This is a genomic window from Novosphingobium aquimarinum, from assembly GCF_009746585.1.
In the GTDB taxonomy this organism is placed as follows: domain Bacteria; phylum Pseudomonadota; class Alphaproteobacteria; order Sphingomonadales; family Sphingomonadaceae; genus Novosphingobium; species Novosphingobium aquimarinum.
On the sequence record NZ_WRPO01000007.1, the window covers coordinates 40,303 to 62,187 of the forward strand.

Annotated in this window: 12 protein-coding genes; 8 read left to right on the forward strand and 4 right to left on the reverse strand. The window is 64.5% G+C overall.

All coding sequences use genetic code 11. The features are described 5' to 3' along the window. Positions 1–7 precede the first annotated feature (7 nt). From glgB to GQO94_RS09620, 3 genes are read right to left on the reverse strand one after another with little or no spacing between them, the layout of a single operon-like run. On the reverse strand, positions 8–2,179 hold the full coding sequence (gene glgB, locus GQO94_RS09610; RefSeq protein WP_156840942.1) for a 1,4-alpha-glucan branching protein GlgB: 2,172 nt from the start codon (positions 2,177–2,179) through the stop codon (positions 8–10). Further along, complete coding sequence (gene treS, locus GQO94_RS09615; protein WP_156840943.1) at positions 2,176–5,379, reverse strand: maltose alpha-D-glucosyltransferase; 3,204 nt, start codon at positions 5,377–5,379, stop codon at positions 2,176–2,178. Before treS ends, glgB begins: the two co-directional genes overlap by 4 nt. Then, positions 5,376–8,456, reverse strand: coding sequence for an alpha-1,4-glucan--maltose-1-phosphate maltosyltransferase (locus GQO94_RS09620; protein WP_198045911.1), 3,081 nt, complete (start codon positions 8,454–8,456; stop codon positions 5,376–5,378). Before GQO94_RS09620 ends, treS begins: the two co-directional genes overlap by 4 nt. Positions 8,457–8,700: 244 nt before the next feature. Here GQO94_RS09620 and GQO94_RS09625 point away from each other — a divergent pair, with 244 nt between their 5' ends. Genes GQO94_RS09625 through treY form a run of 5 tightly spaced genes read left to right on the forward strand, consistent with a single transcriptional unit; the run spans position 8,701 to position 17,416 of the window. After that, complete coding sequence (locus tag GQO94_RS09625) at positions 8,701–9,138, forward strand: DUF2934 domain-containing protein (protein WP_156840944.1); 438 nt, start codon at positions 8,701–8,703, stop codon at positions 9,136–9,138. A gap of 8 nt (positions 9,139–9,146) precedes the next feature. Beyond that, positions 9,147–11,264 carry a glycogen debranching protein GlgX gene (gene glgX / locus GQO94_RS09630; RefSeq protein ID WP_156840945.1) on the forward strand — a complete coding sequence of 706 codons (2,118 nt, stop codon included), beginning with the start codon at positions 9,147–9,149 and terminating at the stop codon, positions 11,262–11,264. After that, positions 11,264–12,982 carry a malto-oligosyltrehalose trehalohydrolase gene (gene treZ / locus GQO94_RS09635; protein WP_232332868.1) on the forward strand — a complete coding sequence of 573 codons (1,719 nt, stop codon included), beginning with the start codon at positions 11,264–11,266 and terminating at the stop codon, positions 12,980–12,982. Before glgX ends, treZ begins: the two co-directional genes overlap by 1 nt. After that, the gene (gene malQ / locus GQO94_RS09640) at positions 12,969–14,951 is read left to right on the forward strand and encodes a 4-alpha-glucanotransferase (protein ID WP_156840947.1); all 1,983 of its coding nucleotides are present in this window, start codon (positions 12,969–12,971) and stop codon (positions 14,949–14,951) included. Before treZ ends, malQ begins: the two co-directional genes overlap by 14 nt. Continuing rightward, a complete protein-coding gene (gene treY, locus GQO94_RS09645) occupies positions 14,948–17,416 on the forward strand; it encodes a malto-oligosyltrehalose synthase (protein WP_156840948.1) in 2,469 nt (822 codons plus the stop codon). The genes malQ and treY overlap by 4 nt, the downstream gene beginning before the upstream one ends. Here treY and GQO94_RS09650 read toward each other — a convergent pair. Beyond that, positions 17,413–18,906 (reverse strand): AMP-binding protein, encoded by a 1,494-nt coding sequence (locus GQO94_RS09650; protein WP_156840949.1) that lies wholly within the window; start codon positions 18,904–18,906, stop codon positions 17,413–17,415. The two genes, treY and GQO94_RS09650, sit on opposite strands and share 4 nt — an antisense overlap. Before the next feature lie 285 nt (positions 18,907–19,191). On the opposite strand from GQO94_RS09650, the gene GQO94_RS09655 reads away from it, so the two are divergent. The 3 genes from GQO94_RS09655 to GQO94_RS09665 all read left to right on the forward strand — a co-directional run bounded on the left by GQO94_RS09655 (position 19,192) and on the right by GQO94_RS09665 (position 21,739). Further along, entirely contained in the window at positions 19,192–19,473 is a 282-nt protein-coding gene (locus tag GQO94_RS09655; RefSeq protein WP_156840950.1) for a hypothetical protein, read from the forward strand. A 195-nt stretch (positions 19,474–19,668) separates the two neighbouring features. Next, entirely contained in the window at positions 19,669–20,397 is a 729-nt protein-coding gene (locus GQO94_RS09660) for a response regulator transcription factor (RefSeq protein WP_156841034.1), read from the forward strand. Between the two features lie 16 nt (positions 20,398–20,413). Beyond that, entirely contained in the window at positions 20,414–21,739 is a 1,326-nt protein-coding gene (locus GQO94_RS09665; RefSeq protein ID WP_156840951.1) for an ATP-binding protein, read from the forward strand. The last annotated feature ends 146 nt before the right edge of the window (positions 21,740–21,885 follow it).

Genomic DNA, 21,885 nt, shown 5'->3' on the forward strand with positions numbered 1-21,885 from the left:
AAACGGCCTAACTTTCGGCCTTCAGCATAACCGCGCCTAGCGGCGGGATCACCACTTTCGCGCGGGCTCGTCCGTCCTCGCCGGCTTGCGCGTGCACCGAGCCGCCATTGCCGATGTTGGCGCCGCCGTAGATCTTGGCATCGCTGTTGAACAGTTCGCGCCAGGTCCCCGCATGCGGCAAGGGGACTTCGTATTCGAAATGCGGGTTGAGCGTCATATTGAGCACCACCGCAATCGGCGGGTCTCCGTCATTCCCGCGGCGGATATACGCAAAGACGCTGTTATCGCTGTCGTCACCGATCAGCCAGTCAAAACCGGCCGGATCGGTATCGCGCGCATGCAATGCCGGTTCCTCGGCGTAGAGGTGATTGAGATCGCGAACCAGGCGCTGCATCGCGGCGTGCTCGGGCTGGTCGAGCAGCTCCCACGAGATCTGCGTATCGTGGTTCCACTCTCGGTCCTGCGCGATCTCGCAGCCCATGAACAGCAGCTTCTTGCCGGGGTGGGTCCACATGAAAGAGAAGTAGGCACGCAAATTGGCGCAGGACTGCCAGCGATCACCCGGCATCTTTCCGATCATCGAGCCCTTGCCGTGCACCACTTCGTCGTGGCTGATCGGCAGCACGAAGCGTTCGGAATAGGCATAGACGAGGCCGAAGGTCAGCTCGCCATGGTGCCAGGACCGGTACATCGGATCACGCTCCACATATTGCAGCGTGTCGTGCATCCAGCCCATGTTCCACTTGTAGGAAAAGCCCAGGCCACCCTGATCAACGGGCGCGGTCACGCCCGGCCAGGCGGTGGATTCCTCCGCGATCGTGATCGCGCCGGGCGCGCGCTCGGCGACCAGCTGGTTCATGTGCTTGAGGAACGCGACCGATTCCAGATTCTCGCGCCCGCCATGGATGTTCGGCACCCACTCGTCGTGCTTGCGGCTGTAATCGCGGTAGAGCATCGAGGCGACGGCATCGACGCGCAGCGCGTCGATGTGGAAGGTCTCGGTCCACCACAGCGCCGAGGCGAGCAGGAAGCCCGAGACCTCGCGCCGACCGAGGTTGTAGATCAGCGTGTTCCAATCCTGATGGTAGCCTTCGCGCGGATCGGCATGCTCGTAGAGATGCGTACCGTCGAATTCGGCCAGGCCGTGCGCGTCGGTGGGAAAGTGCGCGGGCACCCAATCGAGAATCACGCCGATCCCTGCGCGATGGCAGGCATCGACGAAGGCGGCGAAGCCCTCGGGCGTTCCGTAACGCGCCGAAGGTGCGAACTGCGACAGCGGCTGATAGCCCCACGAGCCACCGAACGGATGCTCAGTGATGGGCAGCAATTCGATGTGCGTGAAGCCCATCTCGGCGACGTAGGGGATCAGCCGGTCGGCGAGCGCGCGCCAGCCGAAATGGCCTTCCGGATCGCCTTCGGGACGCAGCCAGGAACTGGCGTGCATCTCGTAGATGGACATCGGCGCATCGCTGGCCTGGCGGCGGCCGCGTTCGGCCATCCAGTCGGCATCGGTCCACGCAAAGTCCGGGGTGGCTGCCACGACCGAGGCGGTCGCCGGCGGTGCTTCGGTCTGCCGGGCGAGGGGATCGGCTTTTTCGACCACTCTGCCATCCGCCCCGAGGATCGCGAACTTGTAGCGCGCGCCATGTCCAAGCCGGGGAATGAAGATTTCCCAGATGCCAGAGCCGTGACGCACCCGCATCGGGTGGCGCCGGCCATCCCAATTGTTGAAGTCGCCGATCACCGAGACCCGCCGCGCATTGGGCGCCCACACGGAGAAGGCGACACCCGGCACGCCGTCGATCTCGCGCAGCTGCGCGCCCATCACACGGGCCAAATCCCAGTGCCGGCCTTCGCCGAACAGATAGAGATCGAGATCTCCCAGGACGGTGCCGAACGCGTACGGATCTTCGGCCTCGTGCTCGCCGCCCCCTGGCCACTGCGTGCGCAGGCGATAGGAACCCGAATTTGGCGCGGGTGCCGTATAAAGCCCCGGGGCGATCTCGGTCATGGCGACCGGCTTGCCCTTTTCGGGAACCAGCGTGACGGCCTCGGCACCTGACTGATAGGTCCGCACGACGGGCCCGTCACCGGTATCGTGGCGGCCAAGATAGCCGAAAGGATCGTCCAGTAGTCCTTGGTCGAGCGCGGCGGCAGCGGACTGGTCGCGTTCGGTCATGTCTTATCTCCGGCAAGAATTCGGTCGGCGCTGCGCGCCAGGCCGACGGCGGGTACCGCGAGCCAATCGGGTCGGTTCGCGGCCTCGTAAGCCACTTCGTAAGCGGCCTTTTCGAGCACGAAGAGGTCGAGCAGCGGGTCGACAGTGGCGCCTTCGCCGAAATACCCGGCAAGGAATGCGGTCACCGCGTTCTCGCGGAATTGGGCGCTGCCCAGTTCCGCGCGCTGCTCCTTCAATTCGCCGGCAGCCGGACGGCTGCGTTCGGCCACGGCGCCGGCATAGTCGAACGAGCGCAGCATGCCCGCGACGTCGCGCAGCGGCACGTCCTTGGCTCTTCGTTCGGCCAGCGGCCGGGTCGGTTCGCCCTCGAAGTCGATGATCATGACATCGCTGCCAGTGACCAGGACCTGCCCGAGGTGCAGGTCGCCGTGGATGCGCGTGAGACGACAGCCCTGCGCCGCCTCGGCGATCTCGGCGATCCGCGCGGACAGTGCCTGACGCATCGCGCCCAGTCGTTCGGCTTCGGCTTGCGCGGCCTCGTCGAGACCATGGCTCTTCGCAAGCAGGTCGATCGCCTTACCAACTTGGGCCGTGACGCGCTCGCCCAGGGCACGGGCCTGTTCGAGGCTCATCGCTTCCGGCGCAAAGGCCGGATCGCTGCTGGGCTGAGCGAGAACACCGTGCATTTCGGCCAGGCGCCGACCCAGATTTTCGGCGAAGTTGTTGTAGTTGGCAAAGCTCCAGTCGCCTTCGTGCTCGCTGCCGAGCCGGTCGAGCGCACCCAGCGTCCATTGCCAGCCATCGCCCTGGTTGAAGACGAAGCCCTGCATCAACATCAGCAGCACCGGGCCTTCGGGCGTATCCTGCGTGACAGTGGCGAGCACCGGCGGCACGTTGGCGAAACCGTTGTCGCTGAGATAGCCGGCCATTTCCGCGTCGGGATGGATGCCCGGCTGCAGCTTGCGCAGCAACTTGAGCACGGCGGTGTGCGAGAGGATCAGCGTGCTGTTCGATTGCTCCGCCGCGATCCATTCCGGCTCGGCATCGGGTTCGAGGTCGAATCCGGGGCGCGCTTCGAAGCGAATGGCCCCGCCGTCGGCTTCGACGACCGCACCGTCACGAAGTCCGGTGAGGACGGCCTGCGCGAAGGACGTGACCGCGAACCCATCCGTCAGCAGTCCGACGTTTCGGCCACGCCGGACCCGCGCCATCGCGAGGTTGGAGGCGAACTGGCCGTGCGACGTTCCCTCCCAGGCGATGCCGAGCGGCAGCGCGTAAGTTGCCGCACCCGATGTCGTCGTCACGTCGATGAGGACGAGCAGCAAGTCGTCGGCGCCAGGGAAGTGCGAGACGCTCTTGACCCGGACGGCCTCGATGGTCTCGTCCTTCGCCCCGAACCAGCGCCGCGAAGCGACGTAGGACGGCAAGATCTCGGTTTCGAGAACCCGCCGGTTGTCGCCGCCCAGAACATCCACAAGCTCTGGACGCAGCACGAAAGTGAATTGCTCGACTTGCATGCCCGGCGCGCTGCTCGACCATTCGGGCGGTTCGGCGGCTTCGGAGAGTTGGAAGGCGAGGAAGCCATAAGGCGGCAAGGTCAGCAGGTAGGGCAGTTGCCCGAGCTTGGGAAAGCTCGCGCCGCCCGACAGTTCGACCGGCGTGCGGCCTTCGAACTCGGATAGATCGAGCTCGACCGCTTGCGGCGTGCGCGACAAGTTGGCGACGCAGAGCAGCGTCTCGCCGTCGTGCTCGCGCAAATAGGCCAGGATTTTGCGGTTGGCGGGCCGCAGGAAGCGCTGCGTGCCACGCCCGAAGGCGCAATGCTGGCTGCGGACCGCGAGGAAGCCGCGCAGCCAGTTAAGCAGCGAATGCTGGTCGCGCTGCTGCGCTTCGACATTGACCGCCTGATAGCCGTAGAGCGGGTCCATAATTGGCGGCAGCGTGAGGCCGGCGGGATCGGCGCGGCTGAAACCACCGTTGCGGTCCGACGACCATTGCATCGGCGTACGCACCCCGTCGCGATCGCCGAGGAAGACGTTGTCGCCCATGCCGATCTCGTCGCCGTAATAGAGCACGGGTGTGCCCGGCATCGTCAGCAAGAGGGCATGCATCAGCTCGACCCGGCGGCGGTCGCGTTGCAGCAGCGGTGCGAGGCGGCGTCGAATGCCGAGATTGATGCGCGCGCGTTTGTCGGCGGCGTAGGTATCCCAAAGATAATCGCGCTCGGCATCGGTTACCATTTCGAGCGTCAGCTCGTCATGGTTGCGCAGGAAAATCGCCCATTGGCATTCCTCGGGAATGTCGGGGGTTTGGCGCATGATGTCGGTTATCGGGAAGCGATCTTCCTGCGCCACGGCCATGTACATGCGCGGCATCAACGGGAAGTGGAACGCCATGTGGCATTCGTCGCCATCGCCAAAATACTGCTGCGTATCTTCGGGCCACATGTTCGCTTCGGCAAGCAGCATCCTGCCGGGGTAATGCTGATCCAGATCGGCGCGGATTTTTTTCAAGAGGACGTGCGTTTCGGGAAGATTCTCGTTCGAAGTTCCGTCGCGCTCGATAAGGTAGGGGATCGCATCCAGACGCAGCCCGTCGATCCCGGCCTCGAGCCAGAAATGCATAACCGAAAGCACTTCTTCGAGAACCTTGGGATTGTCGAAATTAAGATCGGGCTGGTGCGAATAGAACCGATGCCAGTAATAGGCCTGCGCTTCCTCGTCCCAGGTCCAGTTCGACTTCTCGGTATCACAGAAGATGATCCGCGTGCCGGAGTAGAGCTTGTCGTCATCCGACCAGACGTAGAAATCGCGCTCCGGACTGCCTGCCGGCGCCTTGCGCGCGGCCTGGAACCAGGGATGCTGATCCGAGGTGTGATTGATGACCAGCTCCGTGATCACGCGAATGCCGCGCTCGTGAGCTGCCTCGACGAACGCGCGCGCTTCCTCGAGCGTGCCGTAGTCTTCGCTGACGTCGCGATATTCGGCGATGTCATAGCCGTCGTCGCGCCGGGGACTGGGATAGAACGGCAGCAGCCAGATCGTGTTGACGCCCAGTTCGGCGACATAGTCCAGTTTCTGCATCAGCCCGGCGAAATCACCGATTCCGTCATCGTTCGCGTCGAAGAACGATTTGACGTGCAGCTGATAAATGACCGCGTCCTTGTACCAGTCGGCGTCGCCGGCAAGAATCTCGCTCATGCGTCGGCTCCCGGGGCGATGCGCCAGATACGATAGGGTTCGCTCGGATCGAGCCCGATGTGCTGCCACTTGCCCCACCAGCGGAATTTGCCGCCGCTGGCGAGGTCCTCCACCCCGATCGAGCCATCGTCACCGATGCCGAACTCCCACAAGGGGATCTCGAAGCCGGCGGATTGCGCGTGATGCGGATCGAGGCTGACCATCACGAGAATGATGTCGCTGCCATCGGGACTGGGCTTGGCATAGTAGAGGATCGCTTCGTTGTGTGCGGTCAGGAACCGCGTGTTGAGGTGCGTCTGCAGCGCAGGGTGACTGCGACGCAGACGATTGAAGAGCGTGATGTCGGCGACGATGTTGCCGGGCTGGTCCCAGTCGCGCACGCGGATCTGGTACTTTTCGGAATCGAGGTACTCTTCCTTGCCGGGCACGGGCGCGGCCTCGCACAGCTCGAAACCCGAATAGACCCCCATCAGCCCCGATAGCGTCGCGGCCAGCGCGGTGCGGATGCGGAAGCCGGGGCGGCCCGAGGTCTGCAGGAACGGCGGATTGATGTCCGGCGTGTTGACGAAAAAGTGCGGGCGATAGAACTCGCGCGGCGCGGTCTGCGTCAGCCCGACGATGTAGTCGGTGAGCTCCGCCTTGTGATCGCGCCAGGTGAAATAGGTGTAGCTTTGCGAGAAGCCGATCTTGGCCAGGCGGTACATCATCGCCGGGCGGGTGAAGGCTTCGGCGAGGAAAATCGCGTCGGGATGCTTCGCGCGCACGTCGCCGATCATCCATTCCCAGAATGGCAACGGCTTGGTGTGCGGATTATCGACGCGGAAGGTCTTCACGCCATGATCGATCCAGAACAGCACGGCGTCGCGCAGCGCCAGCCATAGGCCGGGGATTGCGCCGTCCTGATAAAAGTCGACGTTGACGATGTCCTGATACTTCTTGGGCGGGTTCTCGGCGTATTTGATGCTGCCGTCGGGCCGCCAGTCGAACCAATCGGGATGCTCTTTCAGCCACGGGTGATCGGGCGAGCACTGGATCGCGAAATCGAGCGCGATCTCCAGCGCATGCTCATGCGCCGCATCGATGAGCGCCTTGAAGTCCTCAAAGCTGCCCAGTTCGGGGTGGATCGCGGTGTGCCCGCCATCCTTGCTGCCGATGGCATAGGGGCTGCCGGGGTCGGTCTCGCCCGCTTCGAGGCTGTTGTTCGGGCCCTTGCGGTTGGCGCGGCCAATGGGGTGGATCGGCGGGAAGTAGAGCGTATCGAAGCCCATCGCCTGGATTGCCGGCAAGCGCTCGATCACATCGCGGAACGTGCCGTGGCGCGCGGGATCGCGCGTTTCGGAGCGAGGGAACAGTTCGTACCAGCTCGAAAAGCCGGCCTGCAGTCGCTCGGCATCGACCAGTTGGACAGGCGATGAAAGGAGGTGGGGGCGGTCGTCCGCCTGATCCATCAAATCGCCGAGTTCGATCGAAAGCAGCGCTTCGCTGTCGGTATCGCTCGCCAGCCTCTTCGCCCAGCTTTCCAGCTTCTCGCGCAGGGGTTTGTCGCTGCGTTGCGCGGCGCGCTCGACAAGGCGACGGCCTTCGGCGTGATCGACCTTTTGCGCGACACCGGCCGCCAGCTTCTTTCGGAAATCACGCTGGAAACCGCCGAAGCGATCAAGCCAGGCGGTGACGCGAAATTCGTGGCGGCCCATGCGTTCGAGCGGGAAGGCGCCGGTCCAATCGTCGTTAGGGTGCTGCGCCATGCGCACGCGGTTCCAGGCTTCACCGTCGACGGCGCGCCATTCGATCTCGGCAGCGAGTTGTTCGTGCCCATCCGCAAACACCTTCGCGGTCACCGAGACGGTATCGCCGACCACGCGCTTGACCGGAAAGGCGCCGCCCTCGACGCGCGGATTGACCTCTTCGACCACGAGACGCGGCTCGCGTGCGCCCGCAGCCACGTCCCAATCGGCGCTGTCTAGGATCGGTGCGGCACTCTCCAGGACGCACGAGCGCACTTCGCAGCCGGTCAGCGATGCGAAGGCGTTTTCGGGCATGGCGAAGCGGCCGCCGAGACCGGGCAGCAGGACCTCGCGCGAGGGCGCGTCCTGCGTATCTTCGGCCGTGTTGATAAGCACCAGATGCGCGCTTTGGGCCGTGCGCAAGTCGCCGCCTTTCGCGCGAAGCCAGGCGACCACGGGCGAACCCGAGCCGGTGAGGCGGCGCATCTCGCCGCCATGCCGCGCGCCAAGCGCCGAGATTTCGCTGGCCCGCTTCGCAGCTTCAGGCGCGGCGCGGATGGCGCCCAGCGGTGCGATCATGCCGTCGGACAAGGCCGCTGCAGCCATCATGGAGCGACCGATCGCGGCGGGATTGTCGCCGCGGATCTGGCCGGCGCCCGTCTCCGCCACGATCGGGACAGTGCCGCGCAGCGCTTCGGTTTCCTCGGCGAACCAAGCCGCGCGATAATCCCACCAGGCATAGGATGAGACGAGGAAATCGAGGCCCGACCGGCCAAGGGCCACCGCGTCTTCGCGCTGCATGTTGGCGATGTCCGCAAACAGCTGGATGTCTGCGCGCGCCTCACGCAACAGTTGCAAGAGCTGCGTCAGAAGCTCGGGCCGCAGCCGGTCGACGCCCAGCAGACGCAAACCCGAGACGTCTTTCAGCGATGGGATCAGCGCCTTGGCGATCGCCTCCACCAGCACGCCGGCTTCCTTTTGCCGCATGCGCGCACGGGCAAGGCCGGTCGCGCGTTTGGTACGACGCGGATCGATCGGTGCGTCGCCGCTGCCCATGTGGCGGATGGCGAAGAGGGCTGGATGCGCCTCGACCAGGGCATGATCGATCGGAAAGTGCGTGACGTCGACTTCGGTCCAGACCGCCAGACCGGCATCGCCGGCCTGCGTGATCACGAAATCCGGAACCAGGCGTTCGCGAGCAAAGGGCGAACCTTTCTGTTTCCACAGCAATGCATCGAATCCGGCCTGAGCCGCGATGGGGAGTTGGGCGGCAAGCGTCTCGCCCAATTGTCCCGTTTCCTGTTCGATGCTGACGGCGCGAACCGCTTTCGCTTCGGGCTCTGGTGATAGCAAATCAAGTTCCCCGCATTTTGGCGCTGCTATTCTGCAACGCCTCCTTCGCCGCAGCGTTCCGACCGTTCGCGAATTTAGCGTTGGACACCGTAGAAACGACGATTCCGCCGACTGTGATGCATTGGCAATGGGCAACCATCAGCACCACTCGTACGTTGGTGGGGCTGGCTGCACTTACGGAGCACTTAGCACCTAAGCAGAGCTGCCGTATGGATGCCGAAGGGCAATCGATAGGGGATCGTCGATGACCGATATGACTGACCGTATTCGTAAGAAAGCGCACGAAATCTGGGAAAGCGAAGGTAAGCCCCATGGTCGTCACGACGATCACTGGGAAGAAGCACGCCGGCAGATCGAAAGCGAGGACGCCCCAGCTTCGAAGCCGAAGCGCGCATCCTCCGCCAAGGCCGCGGGATCGAGCAAGGCTGAGCCTGCCGCCAAGGCGAGCTATCCGGCCAAGCCCAAATCGGAGTCGGCAGCAACCACCAAGCCTAAGGCTCCCGCCAAGTCCAAGGCTGAGCCCGCGCCCAAAGCTCCCGCCAAGCCCAAAGCGGACGCGAAACCGAAGGCCGATGCCAAGCCTGCCGCGAAAACCCAGACCAAGCCCGCCGCCAAGGCCGAGCCGAAGTCGGAAGCCAAGCCCGGCGCGAAGCCTGCGCGCGGCCGTAAACCGAAAGCCTGACTGCTTATATGGATCTCATCGAGGGCAATCTGCCCGACCAACTCGAAAGCGGCTTGCCGTATCCTTTGGGGGCGCGCTTCGACGGCCTAGGCGTCAATTTCGCCGTCTTCTCCGCCAATGCCGACATGATCGAGGTCTGCCTCTTCGATCCTCGCGGCAAGCGGGAGATCAAACGCTATCGGCTTCCCGAATGCACCGATGAGGTCTGGCACGGCTATCTGCCCGATGCGCGACCCGGACTGGTCTATGGGCTGCGCGCGTATGGTCCTTACAAGCCTGCCGAGGGACACCGCTTCAATCCCAACAAGCTCCTGCTCGATCCCTATGCGCGCCGGATGGTGGGCACCTTGCGCCAGAGCGACGTGCTCCATGGTTATCCGCTCCGCGCGCGGCGTGCGGACCTCGCGTTCGACAAGCGTGACAGCGCGCCCGCCATGCCCAAGTGCGTCGTCACGCACGATCACTACGATTGGTCGCAGGACCGCAAGCCCAATACGCCGTGGTCGAAGACGGTCATCTACGAGGCGCACGCCAAGGGTCTGACCAAGCTGCTCGAGCACGCGCCGCCGCAGGAGCGCGGGACGTTCGCGGCGCTCGCGCATCCCAAGGTCATCGATCACTTGCACACGCTCGGGGTGACCGCAATCGAGTTGCTGCCGATCCACGCTTTCGTGCAGGACCGTTTCCTGCAGGAACGAGGCTTGCGCAATTACTGGGGCTACAACACGCTCAACTTCTTCACGCCCGAACCGTCGTACTTCGCGGGCGATACGCAGGACGAACTGCGCATCGCAGTGCGTCGCCTACATGCGGCGGGGATCGAGGTCATCCTCGATGTCGTCTACAATCATAGCTGCGAGGGCAGCGAATTGGGGCAGACGCTATGCTGGCGCGGGCTGGATAACGCGACCTACTACAGCCTGCTGCCCGACGATCCGCGCTATTGCCTCAACGAAACCGGCACCGGCAATACCTTCAATCTCAATCACGCGCGCGTCATCCAGATGGTGGCGGACTCGCTGCGTTATTGGGCGACCAGCTACGGCATCGACGGCTTCCGCTTCGATCTCGGGCTGACGCTGGGCCGCACTCCGCACGGCTTCGATCCCAATGCCGGTTTCTTCGACGTGCTGCGCCAGGATCCGGTCCTCGGGCGGCTGAAACTTCTCACGGAACCCTGGGACGTCGGCATGGGCGGGTATCAGCTCGGCAATTTCCCGCCCGGCTTTTCCGAGTGGAACGACAAGTATCGCGATACCGTGCGCAGCTACTGGCGCGGGGACGAAGGCAAGCGGGCGGATCTGGCCGCGCGGATGTCGGGTTCGGGCGACATTTTCGACCGCCGTTCGCGCCGCCCGTGGGCTTCGCTCAATTTCCTCACCAGCCATGATGGTTTCACCCTGGCCGATACGGTCGCTTACGAAGAGCGCCACAACGAAGCCAACAAGGAAGACAACCGCGACGGGCACGACAACAACTTGTCGCGCAACTGGGGCGCCGAAGGTCCGACCGACGATCCCGCGATCCTCGAAACCAGGGCGCGCGTCAGCCGTTCGATGTTGCTGACGCTGCTGGCCTCGCTGGGTACGCCGATGCTGGTCGCGGGAGACGAGTTCGGGCGCACGCAGCAAGGCAACAATAACGCCTACTGCCAGGACAGCGAGATCAGCTGGATCGACTGGTCGCTGCTCGAAACCGAAGCAGGCACATCGCTGTTCGCCTTTGCCTCGCGGCTGACGGCGCTGCGGCGTGAGTACGAAGTGTTGCGCGCTCCGGTGTTCCTCTACGGCGACGACTCGCCAGGAAACGGCGTCAACGACATCGAATGGTGGGACGAACGCGGCGAACCGCTCTCGGATGAAGACTGGGGCAATCCCCTTGGGCGGGCCTTGTCGATGCGGCGCACGATCGCTCTGGAGGATGGCACGATCGAGTCGGTCAACTTTCTGCTCAATGCCAGCGATGACGACATCGAGTTCCACTTCCCGAGAGATGTCGACGAGCGCACGCTGCTGATCGACAGTGCCGCACCGGATCTTGCCGACGTTTCTGTCGGGAACACCTATCTTCTCGCTGCGCATGGCGGCGCGCTGGTGAGGTCCCGGACGAAAGCTGCGCCGGCATGATGAATTGGGGCCCGCGGCATGTAACTGCGGACTGTTGGGAATTTCGACTCTGGGCGCCGGCCCTGAATTCGTTGGATTTGCTGGTCGAAGGCTGTGAGCCGGTAGCAATGGATAGCGTCGGCGACGGGTGGTACGCCATTAAGGCTCCGGCTGAGCCGGGAACGCGCTACCGTTTCATCCTGCCCGATGGGCTGCAAGTGCCCGATCCCGCGTCACGCGCGCAGTCGGGCGGCGTTCATGCGTGGAGCGTCGTAACCGAAACCGCCATCGCAGGCCGGATGCCTTGGAAAGGTCGCCCTTGGGAAGAAACGGTGATCATCGAAGTTCACGCCGGCGTGCTCGGAGGCTTCGCGGGCGTCGAAGCCCAGCTCGAGCGGCTGGCGGCGCTGGGTATCACAGCGATTGAATTGATGCCGATCGGTGCCTTTCCGGGCGCGCGGGGCTGGGGGTACGACGGCGTGCTGCCATTCGCGCCGCTCGAGGCTTATGGCACGCCAGCGGACCTCAGGCACCTCATCGATCGGGCGCACGCGCTTGGCGTGATGGTGTTCCTCGATGTGGTCTACAATCACTTCGGACCCGACGGTAACTATCTCGGGCTCTACGCGCCTCAGTTTTTCCTCGATCACGTCGACACGCCTTGGGGTGGGGCGGTCGCGGTGGAGCAACCGGCGGTCGCCGACTTCTACTTCGAGAACGCGCGGATGTGGATCGTCGACTATGGGTTCGACGGCCTTCGTCTCGATGCTGTCCACGCGATCCGCAATCCCGCGTTTCTCGACGATCTGGCGCGCCGTATCCGCGCAGCAGTGGAGCCCGGACGGCACGTGCATCTGGTTCTGGAAAACGAAGAGAACGATGCCGATCGCCTGCGCCCCGGAATCTACGATGCGCAGTGGAACGACGATTTTCATAACACCGTCCACGTCCTGCTGACTGGCGAACGCGAATCCTATTACGCGGACTTCAGCGACGCGACGACCGAGAAGCTGGCCCGCTGCCTTGCCGATGGCTTTGTCTATCAGGGCGAGCCGTCGCCCAATCATGTCGGCGTGCCGCGTGGGACCCAGAGCGGTCATTTGCCTCCCACCGCGTTCGTCAATTTCCTCCAGAATCACGATCAGACGGGCAACCGGGCTTTTGGGGGGCGGCTGACGACGCTGATCGTGCCCGAGCGTTTGCGCGCGGCAATGGCGCTGCTGCTGCTTACCCCTCAGATTCCTCTGCTGTTCATGGGCGAGGAGACCGGATCCGACAGTCCGTTCCTGTTCTTCACCGATTTCAGTGACGAGCTGGCCGATGTGGTGCGCGAAGGGCGTCGCCAGGAGTTCGCGGGCTTTGCCGCCTTCAGGGACGAAGCGACGCGCGAGCGCATTCCCGATCCCAACGCGCGCAAGACGTTCCTGGATTCCAGGCCCGAACCGGGGCCTCAGGCGGGCGCCTGGCAATCGCTCATCGCCCAGCTGCTGGCCTTGCGGTTCGAACATCTTGTTCCGCGTCTTACCGGCACGACGTCGCTCGGGACGCGCGTGCTGGGCGAGGGCGCGATCGAAGCCCGTTGGCGGCTTGGGGACGCGAGCCACTTGACGATTGCCGTCAATCTGGGCGACCAGTCGATCACGTTTCGCGACATTGCCGAAAAGCCGATCTTCACCCAGGGCTCGCCCGGTGAACCCGCCAGCATCGCGGTATGGAGACATCCGCTTGATCCTTCATGAGCTAGCCCGCGCCGCCGGGATCGCCACCGAGTGGCAGGATGTTTCCGGTCGTCCTCACGTCGTCGACGAAGATACGCTTGTCCATGTCCTGAGCGCGCTCGGCATTCCGGTGGCGTCGGAATCGCAGATGCGCGAAGGCCTGGAACGGATCGGGCAGTCGCGCGACGATCTGCCTGCCTTTCTCACGATCGATGCCGGTGCCCATCTGCCTTTGCCGTTTGCCGGCGGGGAAAGCCACGCATCGCTGATCGACGAAGCCGGCGAGGAAATCGCGATTCCGATCGTCGAAGGCGCCATCCACGCGCCGGAGCGGCCCGGCTACTATGGGCTGCACATTGCCGGTCGGACGATCTCGCTCGCGGTAGCCCCGGCGACTTGCTTGCCGATCGAGACGATGCTGGGTCAGCGGCGCGGCTGGGGGCCTGCCGTCCAGGTGCCAGCGCTGCGCGGCCCGCACAGCTTCTCGCACGGCCATCTTGGCGATGTGGCGGCGGCCGTGGAGCGCTTCGCCGGACACGGTGCGGACGCGCTTGCGCTGAGCCCTCTGCACGCGCTCTATCCCGGCGACGGCCATCGGTTTAGTCCCTACTCGCCCTCCAGCCGCCGCTTCTACAATATCGCCTTGGCCGACCCGACACTGGCCGGCTTGCCACCCCTGGAGGCGGCGGATTCTCCCCCGCTCATCGAATGGTCGAGCAGCCTGCCGGCGCACTACGCCGCTCTTCGCTCCGCTTTTGCGGCGCTGGATGATGCCGGTCTCGACAGAATGCGAGCATGGGCGCGCAACGAAGGCGAGGCTCTTTACCGCCATGCGCGGCACGATACGCTCTATCGGCATTTTCAAGGCGAGGGCCTGCACGGCTGGCGCCAGTGGCCGGAAGCGTGCCACGATCCCGCGAGCGAAGCCGTCGAAGCATTCGCGCAGGCACATTCGGACGACGTGGAATTCCATGTCTTCGCGCAGTGGCTCGTTCATCGTGGTCTGGAGCAAGTGCAGGAGCGCGCGCGGGCGGGCGGCATGGCGATCGGCGCGATCGCCGATCTCGCGGTGGGTGTCGATCCTTCGGGTAGCGATACCTGGTCCGCGCCCGAGACCTATCTTTCCGGGCTCACCGTAGGTGCGCCGCCCGATCCGCTCGGCCCCGACGGCCAGAACTGGGGGCTTGCGGCGATGAGCCCGCACGCGCTGAAGCAGACCGGTTTCTCGCCGTGGCTGGCGATGATCCGCGCGGCCTTGCACGGCTGCGGCGGGTTGCGGATCGATCATGCGTTCGGCCTGCAGCGGCTCTGGCTGGTCCCTGCGGGGGCGGATGCTTCTCAAGGTGCGTATCTTGCCTATCCGTTTCAGGACATGATGCGGTTGCTGGCCCTGGAATCGCACCGCGCCCGCGCGCTCATCATCGCCGAAGATCTTGGGACGATGCCGTATGGCTTTGCCGATACGATCGCGCAGAAGGCAATCTCCGGCATGCGCGTGCTGTGGTTCGAGCGGCGCGATCACGGTGAATTCCAGCCTCCCGGCGACTACCAGACCACTGCCGTCGCGATGACGGGCACGCATGACACGGCCACGATCGCCGGCTGGTGGAAGGGGCGCGACCTGGCCTGGAATCGGCAACTCGGGCGCGGCGCGAGCGACTCCTCGGGTTTCGATGCGATGGAGCTTTCGCGCGAGCACGAGCGAGCGTCTTTGTGGCGCGCGATCGGAGATGATGCGCCGCAGCCGCCCACCGATCAGCCCGAGCCCGTCGTCGATGCCGCCACCGCGTATATCGCTTCGACCCCGGCGCGGCTGGCGATCTTCCCGCTCGAGGATCTGCTGGGGGAACTCGAACAGCCCAACTTGCCCGGTACGGTCGATACGCACCCCAACTGGCGGCGGCGGCTGCCTGCACCCTTGGGTGATCTTCTGAATGACCCCAAAGTCGCGGCGCGTGTCGCGAAGATCGATGCGGAGCGCAAAGCGTGACCATCCGCGCGACCTATCGCGTGCAACTGCACGAGGAATTCACCTTCGCCGATGCCGGGGCGATCGTGCCCTATCTGGACGGGCTGGGTATCAGTCATCTCTATGCGTCGCCGATCACGACCGCGATCAAGGGCTCGCGTCACGGATACGACGTCGCCGATCCGACGCAAGTGAACCCCGAACTTGGCGGCGAGCCAGGCCTGCGTTCGCTCGTCGCCGCGTTGCGGGCGCGCGACATGGGCCTGATCGTCGACATCGTCCCCAACCACATGGGGATCGCGCTTGGGCAGAACCCCTGGTGGCAGGACGTGCTCGAGAATGGCGAAGCCAGCGAGTTCGCCCCGGTCTTCGACATCGACTGGCGCGCGCCGGTGCTCTTGCCGATCCTGGGCGATGTGCCGGATGAAGTCATCGCGCAAGGCCAGCTGCGCCTCGTGACGACGGAGAACGATCTCCGGCTTGAACTCTATGGCGAAACCCCGCTGCCGATCCGCCCGGACGATCCGATCCACAAAGGTCCGATCGCGGAAGCCGTCGCTGCGCACGATCCCGAGACCGAGGCAGGGCGTGCGGCGCTCGCGGCGCTGCTCGATCGCCAACATTACAGGCTCGCGCATTGGCGCAGGGCCAACGACGAGCTCAATTGGCGCCGGTTCTTCTCGATCAACGATCTTGCCGGCGTGCGGGCCGAGGACGAGGCGGTCTTCGCGCGAACCCACGACCTGATCCTGCGGCTCTACGGCGAAGGGCTGATCGATGGGTTGCGGATCGATCATATCGACGGGCTCAGCGATCCGGCGGGATACTGCCATCGCCTCAATGCCGCGATGCGACAGGCCGATCCCAACCGCGAGCCGTACATCGTCGTCGAGAAGATTTTGGCGGGGGAGGAGAGCCTGCCGCTCGACTGGTCGATTGCAGGTACCAGCGGATACGATTTCATGACGCAAGTCGGCGGCCTGCTGCACGATCCGGACGGGATCGCGCCCTTGCGCCGCTTTTGGCAGGATCTCAGCGGTCGCCCCGGCGACTTCACCGCCGAAGAGGAGCTGGCTCGACCGCAGCTGTTGGCCTGGCAATTCTCCGGGCAGCTCGGGGCCTGCGCCGAAAGCTTCGCCGATCTGGCGGCGAGCGTCCCCTCGCTGGGCTGGGTGACGCGCGGCATGCTGACTCGCGCGATCGAACGGCTTATCGCGGTGTGGCCGGCCTATCGCACTTACGGCACCGGCGGCGCTGCACCGCCCGAGGACGAGCGCATCCGAAATACGGCGCGCCAGGCTGCGCGCGAGGCGGCGCCGCCGGGCGAAGAGCCCGTCAGCGATCTCGTGCTCGACTGGCTGGCGGGGGTCGGTCCCGGCGATCCGGCGTTGGCGACCGAGGCGGCGCGCAAGTTCCAGCAGCTTTCCGCGCCGATCGCGGCAAAGGCGGTGGAGGACACCGCGTTTTACCGCCACGGCGTGCTGCTTTCGCTCAACGAGGTCGGCGCGAACCCGGCGCAACCGACGATGAGTCCGGCCGCGTTTCACGAGGTTATGGAGCGGCGCGCGCGGATCGAGCCGCAAGCGCTGCTGGCGCTGGCGACGCACGATCACAAGCGTGGCCCCGATGCGCGCGCGCGGCTCATGGTGCTCAGCTCAGTCCCTGAAATTTGGGCGCAGCGTTGCACGGAGTGGATCGGAAGCGTCGCCGGACCGGCCGAGGGTGTCGATCGCGGCGATCTGGCCATGCTGCTCCAGACGCTGGTCGGTGCTTGGGACGAAAGCGTTCAGGCAGAGCCGGAAGTCTTTCTCGAACGTATCGAGGCATGGCAGGAAAAGGCTTTGCGCGAAGCGAAACTGCGTTCGTCCTGGGTCGCCCCCGATACGGACTACGAGGCGCGCTGCATGGAGCTTGCCAGCGTCATCCTGACCGATCCAAGCTGCCAGCGATTGCGCGCCGACATCGCCGCGTTCGTTGCCCGGATCGCGGCCGCCGCACACGCCAACAGCATCGCGCAAGTCGCCTTGCAATGCACCGCGCCGGGCGTGCCCGATACCTATCAGGGCTGCGAGCTGTTCGATTACAGTCTCGTCGATCCGGACAATCGCCGCCCGGTCGATTACGAGCGCCGCCGCAAGCTGCTCGAAACGGGCGGAGAGGGTGATGGCGAAAAGCTGCAGCTGATCTCTCGATTGCTGGACTTGCGCCGAGATAATCCGGCGCCGTTCCTGACCGGAAGCTACTGTCCTCTGGAAATCACCGGGCAGCGGGCCGGGCGTATCCTCGCCTTCGAACGCGCACACGAAAATGGCACGCTGCGCGTGGCGATTGCGATCCGGCTCGGTCGTGTTCTCGTCGAGAGCGGGGCGGCCCAAGCGCCCGCGGACTGGTGGGGCGACACGGCGATCGTGCTTCCGGGCGGAGAGCCGCTTGCTGCTGCGGAGGCCTTTGCCCAATCCTGCGTCTGGATCGATCCGGGACGCTAGGCGCTCGCCTCGGCGAAGAGATCGGCGTAGCGTTCGCGCAGCAGCTTCTTCTGGATCTTGCCCATGGTGTTGCGCGGCAATTCGTCGAGCGCGATGATCGTCTTGGGCACCTTGAAGGCGGCCAGATCCTTGCGCATCGCGTCGCGCATGGCGTCTCCATCGAAGTGGCCGATCGGCTGCACGACCGCGACCACGGCCTCGCCGAAATCGGGATGCGGAACGCCAATCACGGCCGCTTCGGCCACGTCCGACCGGTCGTCCAGCAGCGCTTCGACTTCGGCCGGATAGACGTTGAGCCCGCCCGAGATGATCAGGTCCTTTTCGCGCCCGACCAGCTGCACGTAGCCATCCGCATCGATGAAGCCCATGTCGCCAGTGATGAAATAGCCGTCGGGCCGGAACTCGCTCGCCGTTTTCTCCGGCATTTGCCAGTAGCCCTTGAACACATTGGCGCCGCGCACTTCGACGATGCCGACTTCGCCCTGTGGCAGGACCGTGCCCGACTCCAGCTCGGCGACGCGCAACTCCACGCCCGGCAGCGGCGGCCCGACAAAGCCCGCGCGGCGCTCGCCGTCGTAAGGGTTTGAGGTCAGCATGCCCGTTTCCGTCATGCCGTAGCGTTCCAGCACGCGGTGCCCCGTACGCTGCTCGAAGGCGCGGTGGATGTCGGCCGAAAGCGGCGCGGAGCCGGAAACGAACAGCCGCATGTGCGACGCGACCTCGCGCGTGAAGGCCGGATCGGCGAGCAAGCGAATGTAGAACGTCGGCACGCCCATCATCACGGTCGATTGCGGCATCAGCGCAAGGACCTTGTCCGCCTCGAACTTGGGCAGGAACACTATCGAGGCGCCGGAAAAAAGGACGCAGTGCACGGCCACGAAAAGTCCGTGCACATGAAAGATCGGCAGCGCGTGGATCAGGCGATCCTCGGGCGAGAAGCGCCAGAAATCGATCAGCATCTCGCCGTTCGACGCCAGGTTGGCCTGGGTCAGCATCGCGCCTTTGGGCTTTCCGGTCGTACCCGAAGTGTAGAGGATCGCCGCGATGTCGTCGGGCGCGCGCGGCACGGGCGGCAGCTTTTCGACGGGCAGTTGCGCGAAGAGTTCGGCCACCGTCGTGACTTTGAGGCGGCCCCCGGCCACGCGGCCGAACAAGGTTCGGCTGGTTTCCCGACAGACGGCGAGGACGGGGGTCGCGTCGGTGGCGAAATATTCGATTTCGCTTTCGGTATAGTCGATGTTGAGCGGCAGGTAGATCGCGCCGCAGCGGATCGTCGCGAAATAGACGATCAGCGCTTCGACCGATTTGTCGGTCTGCGCCAGAACGCGCTCGCCTGCGAGAACTCCGAGCGCCGCAAGCCGGCTCGCCAGGCGGCCCGTGGCCGCTTCGACTTCGGCGTAGGTCCAGCGCCGTGCGTCCTCTTCCACGAAGATGCGATCCGCATGAGCCTCGAAGCTGGCGGCAAAGCGGGAGTAGAGATCGCCGGTCATCGCGTGTCCTTGTATCGCTGCGCAGGGGTGTCGACGGGGCTGCTTGTCATGGTCGAAGCGGCTGCGGCGTGCAAGGAGTCCGGCTGTGCGAAATGGCATCGGACCCATAGACCATTTCGTGCTGGACGATGGGCGTGGGCAGCGCTGGCAAGTGGAAGTGCGTCGGATTCCGCCATGCTTGGCTTCCGACAGGCTCGCGAAACATTTCGTTACGTGGCTGACGGACCCGCGAAATGTCTATGTCGCAATTCGTGGGGCAATCGAACACCAAAGCTGGAGAGATAGATGATCGCCGCCGCCTTGCTGGCCTTTGCCAGCGTTCCCGCCTTACCCGTGGCCGATACCGCCGCTTACGCGCGAGACGCAATCGCGCATCTCAAGGGCCACCCGGTCGCGCCCGCGCGGACCGAGGAGCGCAAGACCCGCGCCAGCGAATTCGGCTGCCATCCCGACATTCACAAGGGCCGCTCTTGCCGCCTGCGCGTCGCCAAGATCGAGCAGCGCGAAAACGAGGCGCTTGCAAGATCCGGACATGAAGAATCGCGGCTGCGCGAAGTCGCGCCCTGACAAAAACCGCGGCTTTCGCACGCCGTAGCGATCGCCGCTTCTGCCCAGGGTCAGTCCGAAGTCGAATGACTTCGTGGCTATCCCGCAGGCAATTCGACCGCGGCGGTTTGCAAACCGCCGCGGCCGACTTATTCTCAGGCTCTTGAAACCCATACGATGACAGTCGCTAAGTCACCTCACTTTTCGCTCGACGCGATGAGCGGACCCAAGACCATTCTTCTGGTCGAGGACGACGGGCCGCTACGTCTGCTGACTTCCCGGGCCTTGCGGCAGAGCGGTTACGGCGTGCTGACCGCGGCGACCGGCGCGGAAATGTGGGTGACTTTGCGCGAGAACACGGTTCATCTGATCGTGCTCGATATCATGCTTCCCGGCACCAACGGCTTCGATCTGTTTCGCAAGCTGCGGCGCGAGAGCGACGTTCCGATCATTTTCATCAGCGCGCGGGGCAGCGAGGAGGACCGGGTGCTCGGCATCGAACTGGGTGCCGACGACTATCTCGCCAAGCCCTTCAGCACGCGCGAACTTTCCGCGCGGGTGGGCGCCGTCCTGCGTCGCGCCGGCGGGGCCGAGATCGGGGGCGAAACCGGCGAGGATGGCCAGTCGCTCGACGAAGTGGGCTTCGATGGCTGGAAGGTCTCGCTCGTACGTCGCGAACTGCGCTCTCCGAGCGGCGCGATCGTGGATCTTACCGGCGCGGAATTCGATCTTCTGGCGACGTTTCTCAGCTATCCGCAACGAGTGCTGGGGCGTGAACGCCTGCTTGAGCTGTCGCGGTCGCGGATCGGAGAAAGTTCGGACAGGAGCATCGATGTTCTGGTAAGTCGCCTGCGCCGCAAGCTGCAAAGCGACGGTGCCGAGCCACCGATCATTACGGTCCGCGGGGTCGGCTACATGTTTCGATCGGAAGTGAAGCGCAAATAATGATCCGTATGACGGGATGATCGGGGCGGTAGGGGGCTGGCTGCGACGTCTCGGACTGCCCGAGCGTTTGCTGGCCGTTTTGTTGCTGGTGGTCGTCTTCGATTTTGCGGCCAATTCGCTGGTATTCCAGCGGATCAACAGTTTCGCTCTGCAACAGGACGATGCCGAGCGCATCGCCGAGAATCTCGTCCTCTCGGTACGTGCGATGGAACGCGCGGAACCAACGGACCGCGCCGAACTCGCGCGGTTTCTCAGCACCACCAGGTTCTGGCTCGAGTGGCGGCCGCAACGTGTTCCTCGGGCCGGATCGCTGAATCTCAATACTCTGCGTTCGCAGATCGTCGAGAACGAACCCGAACTCGCCTCGGGCGATTTGGAGCTGCATCTCGAGGAGATCCGGGGCAGGGGTGACATTGGCGGATCGCTGCTCCTATCCGATCGCAGCAGCCTGCACTTTCATACTCATGCCGAAGGCGCCTGGGGCCTGACGGCCGGCCGGATCGCTTCGCTGGTTCTGCCAACGCTGCTGCTGATCGCGCTGGCTTGGGTCTTGCTGCGCGCGATGCTCAAGCCGCTGCAGGATCTGATCGGCGCGACGCGCGAACTGGGCACGGGGCCGCCCGAACCCGTCCCCGAAAAGGGGCCCGACGAATTGCGCTCCCTGATCCGGGCGTTGAACGACATGCAGGAGCGCATCCATCAATCGCTGCTCGACCGGACACAGACCATGGTGGCGATCGGTCACGACCTCAAGACGCCGCTGTCTCGTCTCAATCTGCGGCTCGAGGACGAAACGCTCGAGCCAGAATTGCGGGAGGGTATCCGCCAAGACATAGACGAGATGAGGCTGCTGCTCGAATCGGTTCAGGCCTATGTCGACAGCGATGGCCGCAACATTCCCGTCGAGCGCATCGACATTTCGGCAATGGCGGAAACGCTGGTCGATACGGCCGCGGATCGAGGTGAGGAGGCCACGTTCTCGGGGGTCTACGGTCTTGAAGTCATGGCTCGGCCCGTGGCGATCCGTCGAGCCCTGTCCAATCTGATCGAAAACGCGATCCACTACGGCGGCAACGTGCGGGTGTTCACGCGCCGCGACGGCGGGGCGGCCGAGATCGTCGTGGAGGACGACGGGCCGGGCATTCCCGAAGATCGCATCACAGACGCATTGCAGCCGTTTGTCCGGCTCGACACTGCGCGCACGCGCGACACCGCCGGAATGGGGCTCGGCCTTGCCATCGTGCGCAAGTCCGTGCGCATGGACGGCGGCTCGTTCGACGTGCGCAACCGGCCCGAAGGGGGCCTTCGCGCGACCGTTCGTCTGCCGCTTTCGAAGGCGTGACGAACCCGATTTGCGACGTGTTGCAGCGCAGCAAGCTTTCGTAACATTTGGGCACGAAGTCGGAAAATCCCCGCACCTAACTCTGCAACACATACGCGCACGGGGCTGATCCTGTGCGGGATGGCGCAAGCAAAGAGGTGTCACAC